Annotated in this window: 17 protein-coding genes; 4 read left to right on the top strand and 13 right to left on the bottom strand. The window is 64.6% G+C overall.

Going from position 1 to position 18,425, the window contains the following annotated elements; translation table 11 throughout:
• Position 1: 1 nt before the first annotated feature.
• The 7 genes from VCS63_RS06510 to VCS63_RS06540 are packed head-to-tail and all read right to left on the bottom strand — an operon-like array spanning position 2 to position 7,849.
• The gene (locus VCS63_RS06510) at positions 2-2,020 is read right to left on the bottom strand and encodes a hydantoinase/oxoprolinase family protein (RefSeq protein WP_063639487.1); all 2,019 of its coding nucleotides are present in this window, start codon (positions 2,018-2,020) and stop codon (positions 2-4) included.
• Positions 2,017-3,345 (bottom strand): aspartate aminotransferase family protein, encoded by a 1,329-nt coding sequence (locus VCS63_RS06515; protein WP_323878983.1) that lies wholly within the window; start codon positions 3,343-3,345, stop codon positions 2,017-2,019. The genes VCS63_RS06510 and VCS63_RS06515 overlap by 4 nt, the downstream gene beginning before the upstream one ends.
• A 19-nt stretch (positions 3,346-3,364) precedes the next feature.
• Positions 3,365-4,060: an ABC transporter ATP-binding protein gene (locus tag VCS63_RS06520; RefSeq protein WP_063639489.1), complete on the bottom strand. Its 696-nt coding sequence runs from the start codon at positions 4,058-4,060 to the stop codon at positions 3,365-3,367.
• Complete coding sequence (locus VCS63_RS06525; RefSeq protein WP_063639490.1) at positions 4,047-4,826, bottom strand: ABC transporter ATP-binding protein; 780 nt, start codon at positions 4,824-4,826, stop codon at positions 4,047-4,049. The genes VCS63_RS06520 and VCS63_RS06525 overlap by 14 nt, the downstream gene beginning before the upstream one ends.
• Positions 4,823-5,800 (bottom strand): branched-chain amino acid ABC transporter permease, encoded by a 978-nt coding sequence (locus VCS63_RS06530; RefSeq protein ID WP_063639491.1) that lies wholly within the window; start codon positions 5,798-5,800, stop codon positions 4,823-4,825. Before VCS63_RS06530 ends, VCS63_RS06525 begins: the two co-directional genes overlap by 4 nt.
• Positions 5,801-5,802: 2 nt before the next feature.
• The gene (locus VCS63_RS06535) at positions 5,803-6,678 is read right to left on the bottom strand and encodes a branched-chain amino acid ABC transporter permease (protein ID WP_042795305.1); all 876 of its coding nucleotides are present in this window, start codon (positions 6,676-6,678) and stop codon (positions 5,803-5,805) included.
• A 28-nt stretch (positions 6,679-6,706) separates the two neighbouring features.
• A complete protein-coding gene (locus VCS63_RS06540) occupies positions 6,707-7,849 on the bottom strand; it encodes an ABC transporter substrate-binding protein (RefSeq protein ID WP_323878984.1) in 1,143 nt (380 codons plus the stop codon).
• Positions 7,850-8,053: 204 nt separating this feature from the next.
• Between VCS63_RS06540 and VCS63_RS06545 the strand changes: the two genes are divergently transcribed.
• Positions 8,054-8,839: an IclR family transcriptional regulator gene (locus tag VCS63_RS06545; RefSeq protein ID WP_323878986.1), complete on the top strand. Its 786-nt coding sequence runs from the start codon at positions 8,054-8,056 to the stop codon at positions 8,837-8,839.
• Positions 8,840-8,981: 142 nt separating this feature from the next.
• On the opposite strand, the gene VCS63_RS06550 is transcribed toward VCS63_RS06545, so the two are convergent.
• Both VCS63_RS06550 and VCS63_RS06555 read right to left on the bottom strand, forming a co-directional pair.
• Positions 8,982-10,595 (bottom strand): diguanylate cyclase, encoded by a 1,614-nt coding sequence (locus tag VCS63_RS06550; RefSeq protein ID WP_149063641.1) that lies wholly within the window; start codon positions 10,593-10,595, stop codon positions 8,982-8,984.
• Between the two features lie 109 nt (positions 10,596-10,704).
• Positions 10,705-11,619 (bottom strand): LysR family transcriptional regulator, encoded by a 915-nt coding sequence (locus VCS63_RS06555; protein WP_323878988.1) that lies wholly within the window; start codon positions 11,617-11,619, stop codon positions 10,705-10,707.
• Between the two features lie 142 nt (positions 11,620-11,761).
• Here VCS63_RS06555 and VCS63_RS06560 point away from each other — a divergent pair, with 142 nt between their 5' ends.
• A complete protein-coding gene (locus VCS63_RS06560; RefSeq protein WP_082884494.1) occupies positions 11,762-12,781 on the top strand; it encodes a Bug family tripartite tricarboxylate transporter substrate binding protein in 1,020 nt (339 codons plus the stop codon).
• Between the two features lie 7 nt (positions 12,782-12,788).
• Positions 12,789-14,393, top strand: a complete 1,605-nt coding sequence (locus VCS63_RS06565; RefSeq protein ID WP_323878991.1) for a gamma-glutamyltransferase family protein — start codon at positions 12,789-12,791, stop codon at positions 14,391-14,393.
• A 157-nt stretch (positions 14,394-14,550) separates the two neighbouring features.
• Here VCS63_RS06565 and VCS63_RS06570 read toward each other — a convergent pair whose 3' ends face one another.
• Positions 14,551-15,237, bottom strand: coding sequence for a LytR/AlgR family response regulator transcription factor (locus VCS63_RS06570; protein ID WP_063639494.1), 687 nt, complete (start codon positions 15,235-15,237; stop codon positions 14,551-14,553).
• 113 nt (positions 15,238-15,350) lie between these two features.
• Between VCS63_RS06570 and VCS63_RS06575 the strand changes: the two genes are divergently transcribed.
• The gene (locus VCS63_RS06575) at positions 15,351-16,430 is read left to right on the top strand and encodes a sensor histidine kinase (RefSeq protein ID WP_063639495.1); all 1,080 of its coding nucleotides are present in this window, start codon (positions 15,351-15,353) and stop codon (positions 16,428-16,430) included.
• A gap of 21 nt (positions 16,431-16,451) precedes the next feature.
• Here VCS63_RS06575 and VCS63_RS06580 read toward each other — a convergent pair whose 3' ends face one another.
• The 3 genes from VCS63_RS06580 to VCS63_RS06590 are packed head-to-tail and all read right to left on the bottom strand — an operon-like array spanning position 16,452 to position 18,425.
• Positions 16,452-16,871, bottom strand: a complete 420-nt coding sequence (locus tag VCS63_RS06580; protein ID WP_149063645.1) for an Lrp/AsnC family transcriptional regulator — start codon at positions 16,869-16,871, stop codon at positions 16,452-16,454.
• 13 nt (positions 16,872-16,884) lie between these two features.
• On the bottom strand, positions 16,885-17,625 hold the full coding sequence (locus tag VCS63_RS06585) for an arylmalonate decarboxylase (RefSeq protein ID WP_323878994.1): 741 nt from the start codon (positions 17,623-17,625) through the stop codon (positions 16,885-16,887).
• Positions 17,622-18,425, bottom strand: a complete 804-nt coding sequence (locus VCS63_RS06590; protein ID WP_278487049.1) for an ABC transporter ATP-binding protein — start codon at positions 18,423-18,425, stop codon at positions 17,622-17,624. Before VCS63_RS06590 ends, VCS63_RS06585 begins: the two co-directional genes overlap by 4 nt.

Below are 18,425 nucleotides of genomic sequence, written 5' to 3' on the forward strand. Positions count from 1 at the left end.
CCTAGAGAGTGATGATGAGGTTGCCGTAGTCGTCGCCGCGGGCATGCGCGCCTGGGTCGATGACGGTTGTGGCGTCCAACTGTTCAATGATCGCGGGGCCATGCAGGCCTTCGGCGGGGATATGCTCGCGCGCGTAGATGGGCGTGTCGATCCAGCCGGTCTCTGTAAACCATACCTGGCGGCGTCGTGGCGCGGCGGCCGGGGCGCCCGTGCTGCGCAGCGAGTCCAGCGATATGGCATAACGCTTGCCTACCAGGCTGGTGTCCAGCGTCACGAGCACCGGACGAAGCTCGGAGAGTTCGACCTGGAAACGTTGCCAGTAGGCGCGGGCGAAGGCCTCTTGCAATTGGGTGACCGTGGCGGCGCCCGCGTCGACAGCGACCGTCAGCAGGTGGCTTTGGCCCTGGAATTGCATCTGCGCGTGGTGGAAGATCTCGATGTCCGAGACGGCGATGCCGTCGCGTTCGATCGCGGCATGCCCAAGGGCGATCTGGTCATGCAGGCAGGCTTGCAGATCGGCGTCCGTCAGATCCTTCAGCGGTCTGTTGAATGACTTGACGAAGTCGTGCCGCACGTCCGCCACCAGGCAGCCCAGAGCATTGGTCAGGCCGGGCCGCACGGGAATGAGCACGGTCGGTATGGACAGTTCACGCCCCAGCGCGACGGCATGCAGCGGCCCCGCGCCGCCGAAGGCGAAGAGCGCGAAGTCGCGCGGGTCATAGCCACGCGCGAGGCTGACCAGGCGCACGGCGCCCGCCATATTGTTGTTGCCGATCTGCAGAATGGCCGCCGCAGCCTGCACGGCGTCCAGGCCCAGGGGGCGGCCGATGGTCTCTTCGATGCGTGCCGCAACCTCGTCCACGCTGACGGCGCGATCGACGGCGAGCAGCCGGTCTGGGTCGAGACGTCCCAGCACCAGATTGGCGTCGGTCAGGGTGGGCAGTTCGCCGCCACGCCCATAGCAGATGGGACCGGGGCGGGCGCCGGCGCTGTCGGGTCCAACGCGCAGCAAGCCGCCAGCCTGCACTCGGGCGATGGATCCGCCGCCCGCGCCGACGGTATGGACATCGACCATCGGCACGTGCAGGGGCATGCCGTATTCGAGCTCCAGTTCGCTGGATACCTTGGGAATGCTGTTTTCGATGAGAGCGACATCGGAGGACGTCCCACCCATGTCGTACGTGATCAGATTCGGGTAGCCCGACATCCTGCCGGAATAGGCGGCGGCCATGACTCCGGAGGCCGGCCCGGACATGACGGTATTGATGGCCGCGCGCGAGATGGTGCGCGCCGAGACGGTCCCGCCATTGCCTTGCATAACCAACAGATCATTGCGAAAGCCCGCCGCCGTGAGGCTGTTCTGCAGGCGGTCGATGTAGCGGTCGAGAATCGGCTGCACCGAGGCGTTGACGGCGGCGGCGGTGCCGCGTTCGAACTCGCGGAACTCGGAAATGATGGTGTGCCCGGCGGTGATGTAGTCGTTGGGCCAGTGCTGGCGCGCCAGTTCCAGGGCGCGAAGCTCATGGGCGGGATTGGCGTAGCTATGCAGGAAGTGTATGACCAGGGCTTCCACGCCGGTCTCCACCAATTCCCGCACCCGGGCCACGAAAGCCTCTTCGTCCAGCGGAGTCAGCACATTGCCCTGGGCGTCCATGCGTTCAGCGACTTCGCGCCGCAACTCACGTGCAATCAGCGGCACGAAACTGCCCGTCAACCCATAAGCATGCGGCCGCGTGCGCCGGCCCAGTTCGAGCACGTCGCGAAATCCTTCGGTGGTGATCAGGCCGACCTTGGCGAGCTTGCGTTCAAGCACGGCATTGGTTGTGGTGGTGGTGCCATGGACAATGCTGTCTACGCGTTCCAGAGGGACCCCGGTGCGGCGCAGCGCCTCGAGCACGCCAAACGCCTGATTCTCCAGCGTGCTGGGAACCTTGGAAATGCGTACCGCGCCGGATGCGTCATCCACCAGGATGAGGTCGGTGAAAGTGCCGCCTACGTCTATGCCTACGGTGATCGTCATGCCAGCACCTCCTCGCGGCGCAAGACATTGAGCGCTTCATGCGCGGTCTCGATGATCTGTGCGATGTCCGGGTCCTGCATGGGCGTGGACAGCGCGATCAGTCCATAGCTGGCCATCAGGACGCCGCGGTTCAGCATTTCGCGGTTGAAGCGCGCCATGGCCCGCGCCTGTTCGGGGCTGGGGTAGGCATCGCGGTAGCTGGTGAGCTTGTCTGCTTTCAGATGCAGCTTGATCAGTGATCCCAGTCCGGTGGCCTGGCCAGCGATGCCGGTGTCGGCGAAAGCCTGGTTCAATCCCTGCCGCAGCATGTCACCGTGGCGGTCGAGCTGGGCGTAGGCTGCCTCATCCAGCAATTGCATGGCGGCAAGCCCGCTCACCATGCTGACGGGATTGGCCGAGAAGGTGCCGCCGTGGGGGACTGCAGGGCGGCCGGCGCTGGGATCGAAGACGGCCATTACGTCCGCGCGTCCGGCCACGCCTCCGATGGGAAAGCCGCCGCCCATGATCTTGCCGACGGTGGTCAGATCGGGGGTGACTCCCAGACGCGATTGCGCGCCGCCGGACGCCAGGCGCAGCGTGATGACTTCATCGACGATCAGCAGGATGCCCAGTTCCGTGGTGACCCGCCGCAGCATTTCCAGGTATTCGGCGCTGGCGGGAATCAATCCGACGCGGTTGGGTAGCAGGTCTATCAGTACGCCGGCCAGGCTGGCGGCATTTGCCCGCAGCAGGGCCTCGGTGGCCTTGCTGTCATTGAAGGGCAGCACCACGACATCTGCGGTCACGCCCTGTGGCGTTCCAAGCGAGTGCGCCACGGACGCGGGCGCGGCCGCCTCGCCCCAGTTGGCGGGACTCGCATCGAGGCTGGTCTCGGCATAATCGTACGAGCCGTGATAGGCCCCCTCTACCTTGGCGATCTTGGGTCGACCGGTATAGGCGCGGGCGGCCTTCAGGGCCATCATGACGGCCTCGGTGCCGGAATTGGTGAAGCGGATTTGCTCGATGCCCGGCACGCGTTCGGCCAGCAGTTCGGCGAGCGCAATTTCGCTTTCGGTCGGCATGCCGAAGGCTGTGCCCAGATCAATTTGGCGATGCGCTGCAGAGGCCAGCGCGGGGTGCGCATGACCATGGATAAGCGCAGTGAAATTGTTGATGCAGTCGATCAATACATTGCCGTCAACGTCATGGACGCGGCAGCCGGCGCCATGCGCGGCGTACACGGGGTACGGCGACAGATAGACGGTCGTGCGGGTATTGCCGCCCGGAAGGGAGCGCTTGGCGCGCGTGTGCAATGCCTGTGAACGGGAGGAGGGATCGGGATACATGGTTTCTCTCAAGCAGGATTTAGCGGCCCAGGTAAGCGTCCCGGACGCGCGGGTGTCGACGTAGCGTCTCGGCGGTGTCGGTCAGCACGATGCTGCCGTTTTCGATGACGTAGCCGCGATTGGCCACGCCGAGCGCGAGCACGGTGTTTTGCTCGACCAGCAGGACGGTCATGCCGCCCTCATTGATACGGGCGATGCGGGCATAGACTTCTTCGGCCAGGCGCGGCGCCAAGCCGAGCGACGGTTCATCCAGCAGGAGCAGACGCGGACGCGCCATCAAGGCGCGGCCGATCGCCAGCATTTGCTGTTCGCCGCCAGACAAGGACCAGCCCAGCTGGCTGGCCCGCTCCTTCAGTCGTGGAAAGAGGTCATAGACGCGGTCGAAGTCCTCGCTGGATCCGCCGCCGCGCACCGAGCCGCCGACCTCCAGGTTTTCCTTCACGGTGAGGCCCGGAAAGATCCGCCGCCCTTCCGGGACGTGCGCAATGCCCGCCTTTACACGGCGTTGGATTGGCCAGGCATCCAGGGAGCCGCCGTCGAAATTCAGTGCGCCCGTCGTGGGAAGCAACCCTGAAATCGCGCGCAAAAGCGTGGTTTTGCCGGCGCCGTTGACGCCGATCAGCGCCACGGCTTCACCGGCGCGAACGTCGAGATCGATAGCGCGCAATGCGACGATGTCGCCGTAGGCCGCGCCCAGGTTTCTACACTGCAACATGCTGATAGCCTCCTCCAAGATAGGCTTCGAGCACCGCGGGATCGGACTGCACCTCGGCGGGTGTGCCTTCGGCGAGTTTGGCGCCGAAGTTGAGTACTGCCACGTTCTCGGCCAGTCGCATCACCATGCCCATGTTGTGCTCGATCAGCACGACGGAGAGGCGGTGCTGCTCGCGCAGGCGTCGCAGCAGGTCCATCAATTGCTCGACCTCGCCGGAGTTCAGGCCGGCCGCTGGTTCGTCCAGCAACAGCAGCCGGGGGCGCGCCACCATGACCCTCGCCATTTCGACCAGGCGGCGGTTGCCATAGGAAAGTGAGCCTATGCTGCGGTCGGCGAGCGTGTGCAGGTCGAATTGACGCAGGGTTTCGTAGGCGGCATCGCGGGCGGTCTTCTCGCGTTCCCGGGTGGACCTGGGGCGCAGCAGCAGCGCGCTCAGCGAGCGCGGGTCACGCATCGCAGCACCCAACATGACGTTTTCCAGGACGCTGAGACGCGTGAACAGGCGGCCGCTTTGAAATATCCGGCCTATGCCCGCGTGGATGATTGCGTGCGTGGGCAGCCCCGTCAGCACCTTGCCGTCGAATCTGACCTGGCCGGACGTCGGAGGTACCAGGCCGGTCATCACATTGAGCAAGGTGCTCTTGCCGGCGCCGTTCGGACCGATGATGGCGTAGAACTGGTTGGCGCCGATGTCCAGGCTGACATTGGAAAGCGCCTGCACGCCGCCGTAGTGCTTGCTGATGTTCTGTACTTGCATGAGGCTCATGACAGGCTGCCTCCATGCACAACGCCGCGGTTCCCGCGTTTGGCGCGCCGGCGGTAGGTGGCCGGATCGATCAAACTGATCAGGCCGCGGGGGAGCACGATCAGGATGACCAGCACCAGGATGCCGAAAACCAGCAGATAGGCGTTGCCGACGCCGCGCAGCAGCTCGGGCAGCAGGGTAACGCTCACCGCGCCCAGAATCGCTCCGATGATGCTGCCTTCTCCGCCCACGACCAGCATGGCCAGGTAAATGATGGAGTGGGAGAAGTTGAAGTCCTCGGGAGAAACAAAGCGGATGTGGAAGGCAAACAGGCAGCCGGCCACCGCAGCGTAGGCTGCGCCTAGCGTGAAGGCGGCGACCTTGACTTCGGTGACCGGCAGGCCGGTCATGGCCGAAGCCAGCTCGTCGTCGCGCACCGCCATCAGCGTGCGGCCTGCGTGGGAGTGGCGGATGCGGGCGGCGAGCAGCGCGAGCAACGTCAGGACCGCCAGCGAAAACAGGTAGAAGCTGGGCTCGTCGTCGAGCTTGATGACGCCCAGCGTGAGCGGCGGAATGCCTGATATGCCATTCGTGCCGCCCGTGATGTCGATCCAGTTGGAAACGACGATGGTGAAGCTGACGTTCAATCCCAAGGTCGCCAACGCCAGGTAGTGACCTTTCAAGCGCAGCAGGATGCGGCCAGTGACATAGGCGACCAGGCAGGTGGCGGCAATGGCGAGCAGCGCCGCCAGCCAGGGATTCCAACCGTGGGACGTGGTCAGCACGGCCACCGTGTATGCGGCCACGCCCATGAAGGCGGCGTGGGCGAGCGAGATCAGCCCCGCATAGCCGAAAACGAAGTTCAAACCGATGACGGCAATGGCCGAGATGACGGCGGTATTGGCAAGACGGTTGCCGTAGCCCTGCGTGAAAAGAGGCAGGGCGGCGGCCAGCGCCAGGACAGCCAGGCCGCAGAGCAGATGGGATCGTTTCATGGTCAGCCCCGATCGGCGATGCGTTCGCCGAAGATGCCCTGCGGCCGCAGCAGCAGGAAGAGAATCATGATTCCAAAGGCCAGCAGGTCCTTGTAGGTGGAAGACAGGTACGCCGCGCCGAGGATTTCGATCAGGCCCACGACCAGTCCGCCCGCTATCGCGCCGGGCACGCTGCCGAACCCGCCGATGATGGTGGCGGCGAAGGCCTTGAGCGCGACGGCGTCGCCCATGTTGACGTCGGCGAACCACATGGGCCCCACCAACAGGCCTGCGAAGCCTGCAAAGACGGCAGCCAGCAGCCAGGCGAAGCCCAGCAACATGCGCACCGGCAGGCCCATAAGCCTTGCGGTTTCAACGTCCTGCGCCACCGCCCGCATTGAACGTCCGAGGGAGGTGCGGTGCAGGAGCGCGTAGAGCCCGACAATCAACAGCAACGTGATGACGATGGTGGCCAGCGCATGTACCGTGATGACGCCGCCGGCCAGGCTGATCGTGCCATCGCCAAAAGGGGAAGGCATGCGGAAGGGCCAGGCGTCCCAGACCAGGAGCGCGCCGTTCTGCATGGCGATGCCGGCGGCGACCGTGCCGATGATGACCGTCACGACGGGGCGGTTCTGGAGCGGCAGGTGGACCAGTGCATAGAACAGCAGGCCGAAGGCCGCCATCATCGCAATGGCCACGGGATAGGCCAGGGCCGCGGGCCACTGCGCCTGGATGATGGTGCTGACCCCGAAAAAGGTGCCCAGCATGACGAACTGGCCTGCGGCGAAGTTCACCACGCTGGTGGCCGAATACACAATGACGAAGCCCAGCGCGGCCAAGGCGTAGACGCTGCCGAGCGCGACGCCGTTGACCAGCAGTTGGATCATTTCCTGCATGGTGTTCCCCTTGTGGCGCCGGCCATGTTCAGTCGACCTTGATGGTGCTGATGAACTGCATGTCCTTGCTTCCCTTGGCGAACTTCACGATGGCAACATCGTGCACCCCATTGCCTTTGGCATCGAAGCTGTAGACGTGCGAAACGCCTTGGTAGCCCTTCAGGTCCTGGAGATAACCCTGAAGTTTTTGCGGATCGGCGCCAACGGCGTTGATGGCCTGGGCCATCAGCATCGCACCGTCGTAGTAAGCGGCGCCGTAGGGGTCGGCGTCCATGGAGAAGCGTTGCTTGAAGCGTTCCGCATAGCTCTTGCCTTTGTCGGTCGCGGGCAGGTAGGTGTCGATCACGCCCCAGACGTTATCCAGATCGGCAGGCGACAGCAGCTGCATCGCGGCAGGGACAAAGGCGGCCGACGAGGCCACGACGGGTTGCTTGAGGCCGAGCATTTTGATCTGGCGCAGCACCATTGCGCCGTCTTGCGGATAGACGAAAGCCAGGATGACGTCGGCGCCCTTGTTCTTCAGGCTGAGGATCTGCGCCGACATGTCCTTGTCGTTCTGGCCATAGGCTTCGGTGCCGACGGGGGTGATGCCCTGGTCTTTCAGGAAAGCTGCTGCGGCGTTGGCGCCGCCCTGCCCGAAATCATTCTGGATATAGAGAATGCCGGGCTTGGACAGCTTGAGCTCGTCCTTGATGAATCGCGCCATGGCGACGGCCGCCGTGCTGTCCTGAGGGCGGATGCGGAACATCCAGGGATTGCGCAGGTCCGCGACGGCGTCGGCGCCGCCGGCATACATCGCGGGAATGCCGGCTTTCGCCACTTCCGGCGCAACGGCCATGTTCTGGGTGCTGTAGCTCGTGAGGAAGGTGAAGGCGGGCTTGTTCTCCTGCGCCAGCTTCACATAGGCGTTGACCGCGGTGCCGTTGGAGGCCTGGGCATCCTCAAACACGAACTTGACCGGCCTGCCCTGCAGGCCGCCTGCCTTGTTGATGTCGTCCTCGGCCAGTTTGAGCGAGTTGAAGTACTGCTTGCCGGTCAACGACAAGGGGCCGGTGAGGGGGACCGTGGCGCCCACGATTACATTTTGCGCGCAGGCGGCGCCGGCCATGGTTGCCAGGGTAATCGCCGGAAGGATGCGGCGAGTGAGAGTGAGGATGTGCTTGATGGACATGGTGCTGCGCTCCTGTAACGATTGACGTTGAAGGCGGGGCGGCTTTCCCCTTGGTTGTTTTCAATGGACTCGTAGGCGTTCCGAAAATCGGTACAACGTTCCTTTTTTCGGTATAATAAAAAACTGCTGGCATGGACAGCAAGACCGGGTTTTCCCGGCATGGGCGTTCTGCCGCCCCTACAATCCGGCCTTCAAGGAACGTCTATGAGCCAAGATTCCAAACTTCCCCCGCTGGAGCGCTACATGCGCATCCTTGAGTTGCTTGCGTCTTTTCCCGATGGATTGGCGCTGACCGAGATCGCGCGCATGCTGGCGCTTCCCAAGACCAGCGCGCATCGCCTGCTTGGCACCATGCAGGACTCGCAACTTGTGGATCTGGTCTCCAGCACCTACGTGTTGGGAGCGCGGGTGAAGCGGCTTGCGTATGCCAGCGCGGACACGGAGTGGATCGGCGCGGTCGTGAGGCCGCACTTGGCGGATCTTGCGGCCGAAACCGACGAAACCTGCTATCTGGCGAAGCTGCACGGCGACCACCGGGTGTCCTCGGTGCTGATGGAAGCGCCCGATACGCCTTGGCGCGGGTTCGTGCTGCCAGGCAAGGGCATGGCGCCGCATGCCGCCGCATCGGCCAAGGCAATACTTGCGTTTCAAGCTCCCGATGTCATCGATGCCGCGTTGGCGGAACCGCTACCGCGCCTTACCGCGCATACATGCATCGATAGCGACCGCATCAAGGAGGAATACGCGGTGGTTCGCCAGCAGGGTTATGCGACGTGCATCGGCGAAATCGATGAGGGCCTGGCTGCACTGGGCGTGCCGGTGCATCTGGAACACCTTGGTGTGATCTACAGCCTCGGCGTAACCGGGCCATTGCAGCGGTTGAAATCCAAGAACCTTGAGACATTGGCTGCCGTCATGCAGCGATACGCCGAACGCGTCGCGCACGCATTGGCCGCGGGCTATACGCGGCGCCCCGCCGATCAAGGCTAAGACTGCGTGGCCTTGGCGTTGCCCTTCGGCAGAACTCGCCGGAAGGCAGGATCGTCCGGCTTAGTTAAACAACCCACTCGGCTGAAGAGCATCGAAGAACTGGAGTAAGCATCCGGCGGCGGCGCGGGGAGGCGGTCGTGACCTATCCTTCCCGGGTACCAACGCCGTCCGATCTCATGGCGGTGGTTGTCGACCAGGCCTCCACCCGGTTGCGCCCCGAATGCTTTGCCCTGTACAAGGCCTGGTCGGCCTTGACCAGGACTTGCTCGATGGCGGGATCGTCCGCTGGCCAGAGTGCGACTCCGATGGAAACCGTGATGTGGCCGACTGCCTGCGGCATCGTGTGGCCTGCGGTTGCCGACCTGATGCGTTCCGCGACCTTCCCCGCGATTGCGGGCGAGGCGTCCGGCATCAGTACCAGGAATTCTTCGCCGCCGACGCGGCAAGGCATGTCTTCTCCGCGGATGCTGGTCCGCAGTATGCCTGCCAGGGCGATCAGCACCTGATCGCCGGCCGCATGCCCAAAGGTGTCGTTCACGCGCTTGAAGTGGTCGAGGTCCAGCGCGAGCACTGCGAATGCCTGTCGCGCTTGTTGTTGCTTGGCGACCTGCAGGGCCAGTCCCCTGCGGTTGATGAGGCCGGTCATCGGGTCGGTGATGGTGTCGGAGTTCAGCTTGTCGATGCGCTGGTTCTGCGAATGCTGGCTCATCGTCACGGCATTCCTCAGCCGGGCGGCTTCGTAGTACCAGCCTTTTATCCTGCCGAGGTCGTCGGCCGTCGCGCCGGGCTGGTCCCGTTCGATGACCTGCGCCAGTTCTTCCAGGGGTCTGGAGATCCAGCGGCCCAGCAGGTAGATCGCCAGGAACATGATCAGCCCCACGGGCAGGGCGTACAGCACGATCCTGTAGGTCAGGCTTTGGAGGGGGCGGAGCGTTTCGTCCAAGGGGCGTTGCGCGACCACGCCCCAGCCCGCATGCTTGAGGGCAGCGTACCCGGCCAGCAGGTGCGTGCCCCGGGTATTGACGACGGGCATGGCGCCGGTCTCGCCTCGCAGCACGGCCTCGACCACGGCGTTGTCCCTCTCGCTGGTGCCGATGCGTTCCTTGTCCTTGTGATAGATGATGTTGCCCTCGCCATCGACCACGTACAGATAGGAACCGTCGCGGTAGAAGTGGTCTCCGACCAGTTTGTCCAGCTCGTTGCCCTGCCTCAGGGGTATGGCGGTGACGATCGTGCCGGCATAGGCTCCTCCGGTGTCCAGGAAGGGCTCGGAGAAAGCCAGGATCAGATGTCCCGCCATGCCGATGTAAGGCGCGGATATCCGCCCCTCCAGCCGTTGAGGGCCGGACGCCAGCTGCTGGGGCACCAGCGTCTTGCCTTCCATGCCGAGATGGGCCGGCGCGGTGGCCAGGATGGTGCCGTTCTTGTCGGTGATGGCCGCGGTCATGACGCCGTCGGTTTGATGGACGAGGCGCGCCAGTTCATCTTCCATGGCGGGCCTGGAGCCCAGCAGGGCTGGGGCGCGGTTGGCGGCGAGAGTCAACTGGCGCTGGATGGATTCGATGTACAGGTCGGTGACTTCCGCCTGCTTGATCGCATAGGCGCGGTTGGCCTCCAGGGTGTTCGCGATCAGTTGTTCGCGCTGGACCAGATAGGCCGCGTACAGCGTATTGACGAAGGCAATGATTCCGCTTGCCAGCGCCAGCATGGTGACCAACCGGCGCAACTTCAGTCTGGGCATACCTGCAGTGGTCAATGCGGCGCTCCTTCAATCATTCTCTATGACCATTGAATCGGGGCATTCCGCGCCCGGCAGTGCCCTTGCGCGCGTAGGAGGTTCAGTTTTGCGGCAAGCCTGTGCGAAGTCAAGAATTGCGTTGATGCGCGCCTGGGGATAGGGCTTCGATCAAGTGCAGCACAAATGCGTCTGTCGTTTCGGGTAACTGGGCGTGGCTCGCGGTCTGGACCTGCAGCGTGCGCTCGGCGAATATCGGCTGCTGCAATGCCACGGCGACCAGCGCGCCGCTGCGCAACGGTTCGGCGAGGGTGATCTCGCCGGCCAGCGTGACGGCGTGGCCGGCCTCGACGACGGCGCGGATGACCGAGGAGGAATTGCTCGAGTAGGCGACATCGAAGGGCGGGCCATCGCTGCCGGCGGCCGAGCTGTCGAACAGCAGGCGCACGGTGGTGCCAGAATCCGTCAACGCTATCGGATACTGCCGCAGGTCTTCCAGCGACACGCTGCCGCGCCCGGCAAGCGGATGACCAGGCACCATGATGGCGCGCACGGGCGAGACGATCTCGTAGCGCACATCGATGCCGCTGCCTGCGTTCAGGCTGAAGGCCAGGCCCACGTCGATGCTGCCGTCGCGCAGGCGCTGCGTCACGACACCCGGCGACGCGACGTGAACCTGGAACGCAACGCCGGGGTTGCGGGAACGATAGGCGCCCAGGATCGGCGGCAACACGTTGCGCGCCACGGCCTCGTTCGAGCCGATACGGATGGTGGTCAGTTCCGCGTGGCGCAAGCTGCGGATGTCGCGCAGCACGTGTTCCGCGTCCATGGCGACGCGACGCGCGTAGTCGGCCAGCATTTCCCCTGCCCGCGTCAATTCCATGCCATGCGGTCGGCGTTCGAACAAGGCTGCGCCACAGCCTTCCTCCAATTTGGCGACTTGCCGGCTGATTGCCGAGGGCGCCACATGCAGGGCGGCCGCGGCGTCCTTGATGCTGCCAGCGCGGACGACTTCCAGGAAATAGCGGTGCGCGGTGCTGAGCATGATTCGATTCACAAAAACGCAATCAAGGTGCTAATTATTGATATTGATTGCCTGAAAGGCAATTCATAGAATGGGCTGATCAGGGCCGCCACGACACACGGGCAACAGACCCGCGGGCAGCTCTTCATTCAAGGGGAATCGCATGGCTACTGTTGTTTGCAAATCGGGCCGCGCCGTCACGCGGCCGCAAGGAATCCGTTTTCTGAGGCGCGCCTTTGCCGTGCTGGCGTTGTCGGCGGCGGCAGGCGCGGGGGCGGCGGACTTTCCGCAGCGTTCGATCCAGTTGATCCTGTCGTTCCCGCCTGGCGGCGCAACCGACGTGCTGGCGCGCGAGCTGAGCCAGAAGCTGGGCGATACGCTGGGCCAGTCCGTGGTGGTATTGAATCGGCCCGGCGCGGGCGGCTTGATTGGCATGCAGGCGGCAGCGCGCTCCGAGGCGGACGGCTATACGCTGTATATCTCGTCGGTGATGTCCAACTCGATCTACGAAGCGCTCAACGGCAAACAGCAGGTGTCGCTGGATGGAGATTTCGATGCGGTGGGCGCGATAGCGAGCGCCCCGCACATCCTGGTGACGCCTTCAACGCTGGGGATCAAGGACTATGCCAGCCTGGTGGCCTACCTGAAGGCAGCGCCGGGCAAGTACAACTACGCGTCGATGGGCGCGGGCACGCTGTCCAACCTGGAAGGTGAAATCTTCAAGGAGCAGGCAGGCGTGGACGCGCTGCAGATCCCCTACAAGGGCAGCAGCCAAGCCTTGCCCGAGGTGATCTCGGGTGCATCGGTATTCATGTTCGACAGCGTGACAAGCTCCTTGCCGCACAAGCAGGGCGGCCGCATCGACGTGCTGGGCGTGGCCTCCGCCAAACGCCTGCCCGTCATGCCCGACGTGCCTACGCTCAAGGAATTGGGCGTACAGGGCCTCGAAGCCGAGAACCTGTTTGCGCTGATGGCTCCCAAGGGCACGCCGAAGGACCGGCTGGATATCGTGGCCGGCGCGCTTGCCAAGGCGCAGGGCGATGCAGGATTCCGTAAGGCCATCGAAGCCCAGGGCTTCCAGATCAGCGAGATTCCGGCGAAGACACTGCCGCAGTTCATCCTGGACCAGCAGGCATTCTGGCGCGACAAGGTCAAGGCCTTGAACATCACCGCAAGCAAGTAGCCATCCCATGCCCATACCCAACGATCCCTTCTGGCAGCTTCCCTATGCATCGCAGCGCATGCCCGTGCTGGCGGACAACGTGGTCAGCACGTCGCAGCCCTTGGCCAGCGCCGCCGGCCTGCAGATGTACGCCCGCGGCGGCAACGCGGTCGATGCGGCGCTGGCCACCGCCATAGCGTTGACAGTGGTCGAGCCGTGCATGAACGGCATCGGCGGCGACATGTTCGCTATCGTCTGGCATGGCGGACGCCTGCATGGACTGAACGCGTCCGGACGCGCGCCGGCGGCCTGGGAGACCGGCAGATTCGCCCACCTGGACGGCATGGACCCGATCGGCTGGGGCAGCGTGACCGTGCCCGGCGTTGTATCCGGCTGGCGCGCCATCTGGGAGAAGTTCGGCTCGCTGCCGTTCGAAGACCTGTTCGAACCTGCCATACGCTATGCGCGGGACGGCTACCTGGTGTCGCCCACGGTCCATCGCCAATGGCAGAAGCAGGTGCCGCGCCTGAGCGGCCAGCCGGGGTTTTCCGAATCCTTTGCGCCGGGCGGCCGGGCGCCGCTGCCCGGAGAACGGTTTCGCAGCCCGGGTCAGGCCAGCACGCTGGAGAGCATCGCCCGCAGCAAGGGCGAAAGCTTCTATCGCGGTGAACTGGCTGCGGCGATCGCGGCCCACGCGCGCAATACGGGCGGCTACATCACCGAGGCCGACATGGCGAACCATGCCGCCGACTGGGTGGGGCCGATAGGCATGCGGTACCGGGACCTGGAACTGTTCGAGATCGGTCCGAACGGACAGGGCATCGGCGCATTGATGGCGTTGGGCATGCTGGAAAATTTCGACCTGGCCAGTTGCGGTCGCGATAGCGGCCGCGCGCTGCACCTGCAAATAGAAGCCATGCGCCTGGCTTTCGCCGATCTGTACGAACACGTAGGCGATCCAGCTCACATGAAAGTGTCCAGCGCGCAGTTGCTGGATCCGGCCTACCTGGCCGAACGCGCGAAGCTGATCGATCCGGATCGCGCGGGCGCGCCTCGGCCGGGCGATCCGCATAGCGGCGGCACGGTGTATCTGACTGCCGCCGACCGGCACGGCACCATGGTGTCGTTCATCCAGTCAAACTTCAAGGGCTTCGGGTCTGGCGTGGTGGTGCCGGGAACGGGCATCGCGATGCAGAACCGTGGTTGGGGCTTTTCCACGAAGCCCGGGCATCCCAATGTGGTGGCGCCGGGTAAGCGGCCGTTCCACACCATCATTCCTGGCTTCCTGATGAAGCGTGGGCGCCCGTTGATGAGCTTCGGCGTCATGGGCGGGTCCATGCAGGCGCAAGGCCACTTGCAGGTCACCAGCCGCCTGGCGGACTTCGGCCAGAACCCGCAGGCCGCCAGCGACGCGCCGCGCTGGCGCATCAAGGACGACAACGTCGGCGTGGCGGTGGAATGGAACTGCCCGCCGGAAGCCGTCGAGCATCTGCGCGCCTGCGGCCACAAGGTAGACGTGGCGCCACGCTTTGATCTGGAGTTCGGCAGCGCGCAGATGGCCATGCGGCTTGAGCAGGGCGGCTACCTGGCCGCATCGGATCATCGCAAGGATGGCTACCCGATAGGCTATTGACGCCGCCTGCCAGACCGACGTTTGGTCGAGGCAAACCCCTGTTTCGTCGAAAATAGGGTGAAATCCCGCCGCCGCTCGATGACAATCGGCACCATTCCGGTGCAGTAGCGGGGCGCGGCGGTCCATTCCCGGCGCGGGCCATGCCGCGCCGAACGGTTCAACGCTGCGCTACCGCGCGCCGCAGGCGCTGCGACGCGACCCGGCCCAGCACGACGGCAGCGACGCCATTATTGAACGTCACCTCCGTCTGCGCGCCGGGCAGCGCCGACAGATGAGAGATATGTTCCAGATTCATGATGACGGACCGGGACAAGGCGCAAAAAGGCGGGCAGGGCAACTGGGCCGCCAGGCGCTTGAAGGTGATGTGCATCAGTTCATTCGCGTGCAGGGCGCTGCAAAGCAGCACGTAGTCTCCCTGCGCCTGCGCCATGGTCAGTTCATGGACTTTGATGAGCTTGGTGCCGTTGCGGGTCCGCAGCGTCAGATGATCGCTGGCGCGCGGGCGCAGCCGCGCCAGCGTCTGTTCGAGCCGGTCCGGACGGACGGGCTTGAGCAGGTAGTCGACGGCCTGGACGTCGAACGCACGGGCTGCGTAGTCGCTGTGCGCGGTGACGAAGACCACGGCGGGCGGAGCCTCCAGCTCGTCCAGCAGATCGAAGCCGGTTCCGGAAGTCAGTTCGATATCCAGGAACAGGACGTCGGGACGATGCTCGCGGATCAAGGTACGCGCCTGTTCGAGCGTTCCGGCTTCGCCCGCGACGTGGACGGCGGCCGAGGCTTCGAGCAGCCGGCGCAGGTAGCGCCGCGCCGGGGCTTCATCGTCAATGACAAGCGCGCGCAGCATTCTCCTCCCTGGCGCCGTGATGTGGCGGGTATAGTCGTGCGGTCTGGCACGCGGGTAAATATAAGGCCAATGCAGTTTCCAGAGAACCCTTTGCCGGCCCGGAGGGCGTGTTCATGAAGTTCACATCCATCAACCAGGGCCTCAGCCCCGGGGAGTCGTCGCTCGGCTTCTGGCGGGCGCAGACGCTGGGTTGGGTCTTTCTTGCGATCGTGGGTTTCTTTATCCGGCTGGCGATATTCGGCAACGCTACGGCGGCCTTCTGGCTTACCGCGGCCCTGGAGCCGCTGGCATTCGTCCTGACGAGCGGGGCGGCTGTGCTGCATGGCCGCCGCTCCGGCAAGGGCGATCCACCCCTTCTGGTGCTGGTTTGCGCGGTGCTGTTCTGCCTGACCGCATCGGCGCTGCTGGCCTCGATCGCCTATGGCATCCACAGTCTGTTCCTGCCCGGCGCGATACGGGTCCTGCCGGGCAATCAGTATCGGCTGGGCTTTCTCTATTACATGGGCATGCTCTCGATCTGGACGTTGATCTATTTCGGCGTGTCCGCGGAACTGAGCGCGCGCACAGAGCGGCTGTCCAAGATGAAGGCGGAGACGCGCTCGCTGAAGCTGGAGCTGGAACACCTGCAGCTGCAGATCGAACCGCATTTCCTGTTCAATTCGCTTAACACCATCGTGGCGGAGATCGCCGATCGGCCCGCCATCGCCGAGGAAATGACTCGCAGCCTGGCAGAGTACCTGCGCTATTCGCTGGATCGGCGCGGGCGGGGGCTGTCCAGGCTGGAAGAGGAAATCGAGGCTGCCGAGGCCTATGTGCGCATACAGGCGCTGCGCTTTGACAAGAAACTCGAATGCCGATGCCAGATCGATCCGGCCACGCTTGAAATCAACATCCCGCGCATGACATTGCAGGGCTTGGTGGAAAACGCGATCAAGCACGGCATGCGCTCGGAACATGCGCATTTCCCCATCTGCATACGCACGCGGTTGCAGGGAGATGAACTGCTCATCGAGGTGGACAACCCTGGCCGCCTGCACGCGCCCTTCGATCTGGCCAACGGCGGGGGCGGTTTGGGGAATCTGTGCCGCCGCCTGGTGCTGAGGTACCCCGACAGGCATGCGTTCCTGCTGGAGCAGCGCGGGGAAAGAACCGTGGCGCAGATCCGGTTGCGAGGCGAGCCCGAGCCGGCGTGATGCACGGACGGGGGGGCGCCTCTAGCGATACGTTGCCAGCAGGATGCTGGTTTCGGTGGAGGCTATGCCCTTGATCAGGCGCACGCGTTCCAGCACCTTGGACAGGTCGGCCGTAGAGTCGGCGCGGATTTCGGCCAACAGGTCCCAGCGGCCATTGGTGTCGTGCAGCTGTTCGACGCTGGGTTCGCCCAGCAGGCTGGCCAGTACCGCGCGAGTCTGGTTGCCGTCCACGGTAATGCCCATCCAGGCCCGCAGGCCGTCCTGGTCTGCGTCGGGACGCAGCTTCAGCGTATAGCCGGCAATGACGCCGTCATCCTCCAGCTTGCGCAGGCGGTTGGAGACCGTGCCGCGCGACACGCCGGCCTTGCTGGCCAAGACGGAAAGCGGGGTGCGGGCGTCCCGCCTCAGGATGCCGATCAGCCGGGTATCGATTTCGTCCATGGCTCGGGCGGATTCAATGGTCTTTGAACAAGCTGCCGTATCCGCGCATCCGTTCGCGAACCCCAGCCAGGCGCAGGCAATGCCACATGCTGGCCTGGTTGCTGCCGATCACGGGCTTGCCCAGCGTGTCCTCCAGGCGTTCGATTACGGCCGTGGAGCGCAGCGCGCCGCAGCTGATGAAGACGGCGTCCGCGTCGGGCCGGTCCACCGAGAGGGCGAATTCGTACAGAAACTCGGGCGAGACCCGGTTCATGGTTTCATCATCAGGCAGGTCCAGGCCCTGCAACGAGATGACGTCGTAGCCCATGCCCTCGAAGCAGCGTCGTTCCAGCTCATTGACCGCATCGTCGTAGGCGGTGGCGATGGCCAGGCGACGGGCGCCTACCGCGGCCAGCGCCGCCGTGACGCCGTCCAGCAGCGTCGCCGCGATCGCACCGGGCCGTGCCTGCGCGAGCAGGGAGCGCACCTTGTCGTTGCCGATCACGACGCTGCCGGCGGTGCAGTTGTAGCAGACCACGTCGATGTCGCGGCGCTCCGGCGCCAGGCTGCCCAGGGCCTGGAGCAGCTCGCTCTCCATGGCGGCCAGGCTTTCCACTGAGCACGCGGCCGCCATGGGCACGCGGCCGAAGCTCAGTCCCACGCCATCGGGAGCCATGGCGTGCATCTCCCCTTCGGTCAGGCCCGCATTGGCCACGCACAGGAAGGCGAGGCGCGCCCGCGGATACGGGCCGGCGTCGTAGCGGATGGGCTTCATTCCGTCATCCCTGCGGCATCGAAACACTCGCGGATGACCGTGGCCGCCTTGACGAAGTTTGGATGGCCGACCATGGTGTAGTCGCGCGGCCGCGGCAGGTCGATGTCCACCGTCAGCGCCACCCGCCCGGGGCGCTTGCTCATCACCACCACGCGATCCGACAGGAACACGGCTTCCGAGATGCTGTGGGTGATGAACATGACGGTCTTCTTGCTTTCCAGCCATACCCGCTGCAGCTCAAGGTTCATGGCTTCACGCGTCATCGCGTCCAAGGCGCCGAAGGGTTCGTCCATCAGCAGGATGTCGGGATTGTGGATAAGCGCGCGGCATAGAGCGACGCGCTGCTGCATGCCGCCGGAAAGCTGGTGCGGCAGGCATTGTTCAAAGCCTTCCAGACCGCTGAGCTTGATCAGTTCACGCAACCGGGCCTCGTAACGTGCCGCGGGCAGATTGCGCATTTCCAGTTGCAGAGAAATGTTCCCGGCTACATCGCGCCAGGGCAAGAGCGCCGCCCGCTGGAACACGATGCCCACGTTGGCACCCGGTTCGGTCACGCGTTCCCTCAGTACTTGGATTTCACCGGCGGTGGGTGGCGTCAGGCCTGCCACCGCGCGCATCAGCGTGCTCTTGCCGCAGCCTGACGGGCCGAGCACGGACAGGAACTGCCCTTCGGGTATGGAAAGGTCGATGCCGTCGACTGCGACGTAGGAACCGAACCGCTGGACCATGCCGCGGATGTCGATGGCGGTATCGGGCGCGTCCGCGTCGGGGGCGAGCGCCAGGGCTGCGTGGTGCGCCAT

It is taken from the genome of Achromobacter sp. D10 (assembly GCF_035282245.1).
GTDB classification, from domain to species: domain Bacteria; phylum Pseudomonadota; class Gammaproteobacteria; order Burkholderiales; family Burkholderiaceae_B; genus Achromobacter; species Achromobacter insolitus.

What these genes read in the sequence shown, in the direction of transcription:
- VCS63_RS06510 (WP_063639487.1), bottom strand. Translation starts at nt 2,020, where the DNA reads ATGACGATCACCGTAGGCATAGACGTAGGCGGCACTTTCACCGACCTC.
- VCS63_RS06515 (WP_323878983.1), bottom strand. Translation starts at nt 3,345, where the DNA reads ATGTATCCCGATCCCTCCTCCCGTTCACAGGCATTGCACACGCGCGCC.
- VCS63_RS06520 (WP_063639489.1), bottom strand. Translation starts at nt 4,060, where the DNA reads ATGTTGCAGTGTAGAAACCTGGGCGCGGCCTACGGCGACATCGTCGCA.
- VCS63_RS06525 (WP_063639490.1), bottom strand. Translation starts at nt 4,826, where the DNA reads ATGAGCCTCATGCAAGTACAGAACATCAGCAAGCACTACGGCGGCGTG.
- VCS63_RS06530 (WP_063639491.1), bottom strand. Translation starts at nt 5,800, where the DNA reads ATGAAACGATCCCATCTGCTCTGCGGCCTGGCTGTCCTGGCGCTGGCC.
- VCS63_RS06535 (WP_042795305.1), bottom strand. Translation starts at nt 6,678, where the DNA reads ATGCAGGAAATGATCCAACTGCTGGTCAACGGCGTCGCGCTCGGCAGC.
- VCS63_RS06540 (WP_323878984.1), bottom strand. Translation starts at nt 7,849, where the DNA reads ATGTCCATCAAGCACATCCTCACTCTCACTCGCCGCATCCTTCCGGCG.
- VCS63_RS06545 (WP_323878986.1), top strand. Translation starts at nt 8,054, where the DNA reads ATGAGCCAAGATTCCAAACTTCCCCCGCTGGAGCGCTACATGCGCATC.
- VCS63_RS06555 (WP_323878988.1), bottom strand. Translation starts at nt 11,619, where the DNA reads ATGCTCAGCACCGCGCACCGCTATTTCCTGGAAGTCGTCCGCGCTGGC.
- VCS63_RS06560 (WP_082884494.1), top strand. Translation starts at nt 11,762, where the DNA reads ATGGCTACTGTTGTTTGCAAATCGGGCCGCGCCGTCACGCGGCCGCAA.
- VCS63_RS06565 (WP_323878991.1), top strand. Translation starts at nt 12,789, where the DNA reads ATGCCCATACCCAACGATCCCTTCTGGCAGCTTCCCTATGCATCGCAG.
- VCS63_RS06570 (WP_063639494.1), bottom strand. Translation starts at nt 15,237, where the DNA reads ATGCTGCGCGCGCTTGTCATTGACGATGAAGCCCCGGCGCGGCGCTAC.
- VCS63_RS06575 (WP_063639495.1), top strand. Translation starts at nt 15,351, where the DNA reads ATGAAGTTCACATCCATCAACCAGGGCCTCAGCCCCGGGGAGTCGTCG.
- VCS63_RS06580 (WP_149063645.1), bottom strand. Translation starts at nt 16,871, where the DNA reads ATGGACGAAATCGATACCCGGCTGATCGGCATCCTGAGGCGGGACGCC.
- VCS63_RS06585 (WP_323878994.1), bottom strand. Translation starts at nt 17,625, where the DNA reads ATGAAGCCCATCCGCTACGACGCCGGCCCGTATCCGCGGGCGCGCCTC.
- VCS63_RS06590 (WP_278487049.1), bottom strand. Translation starts at nt 18,425, where the DNA reads ATGGCGCACCACGCAGCCCTGGCGCTCGCCCCCGACGCGGACGCGCCC.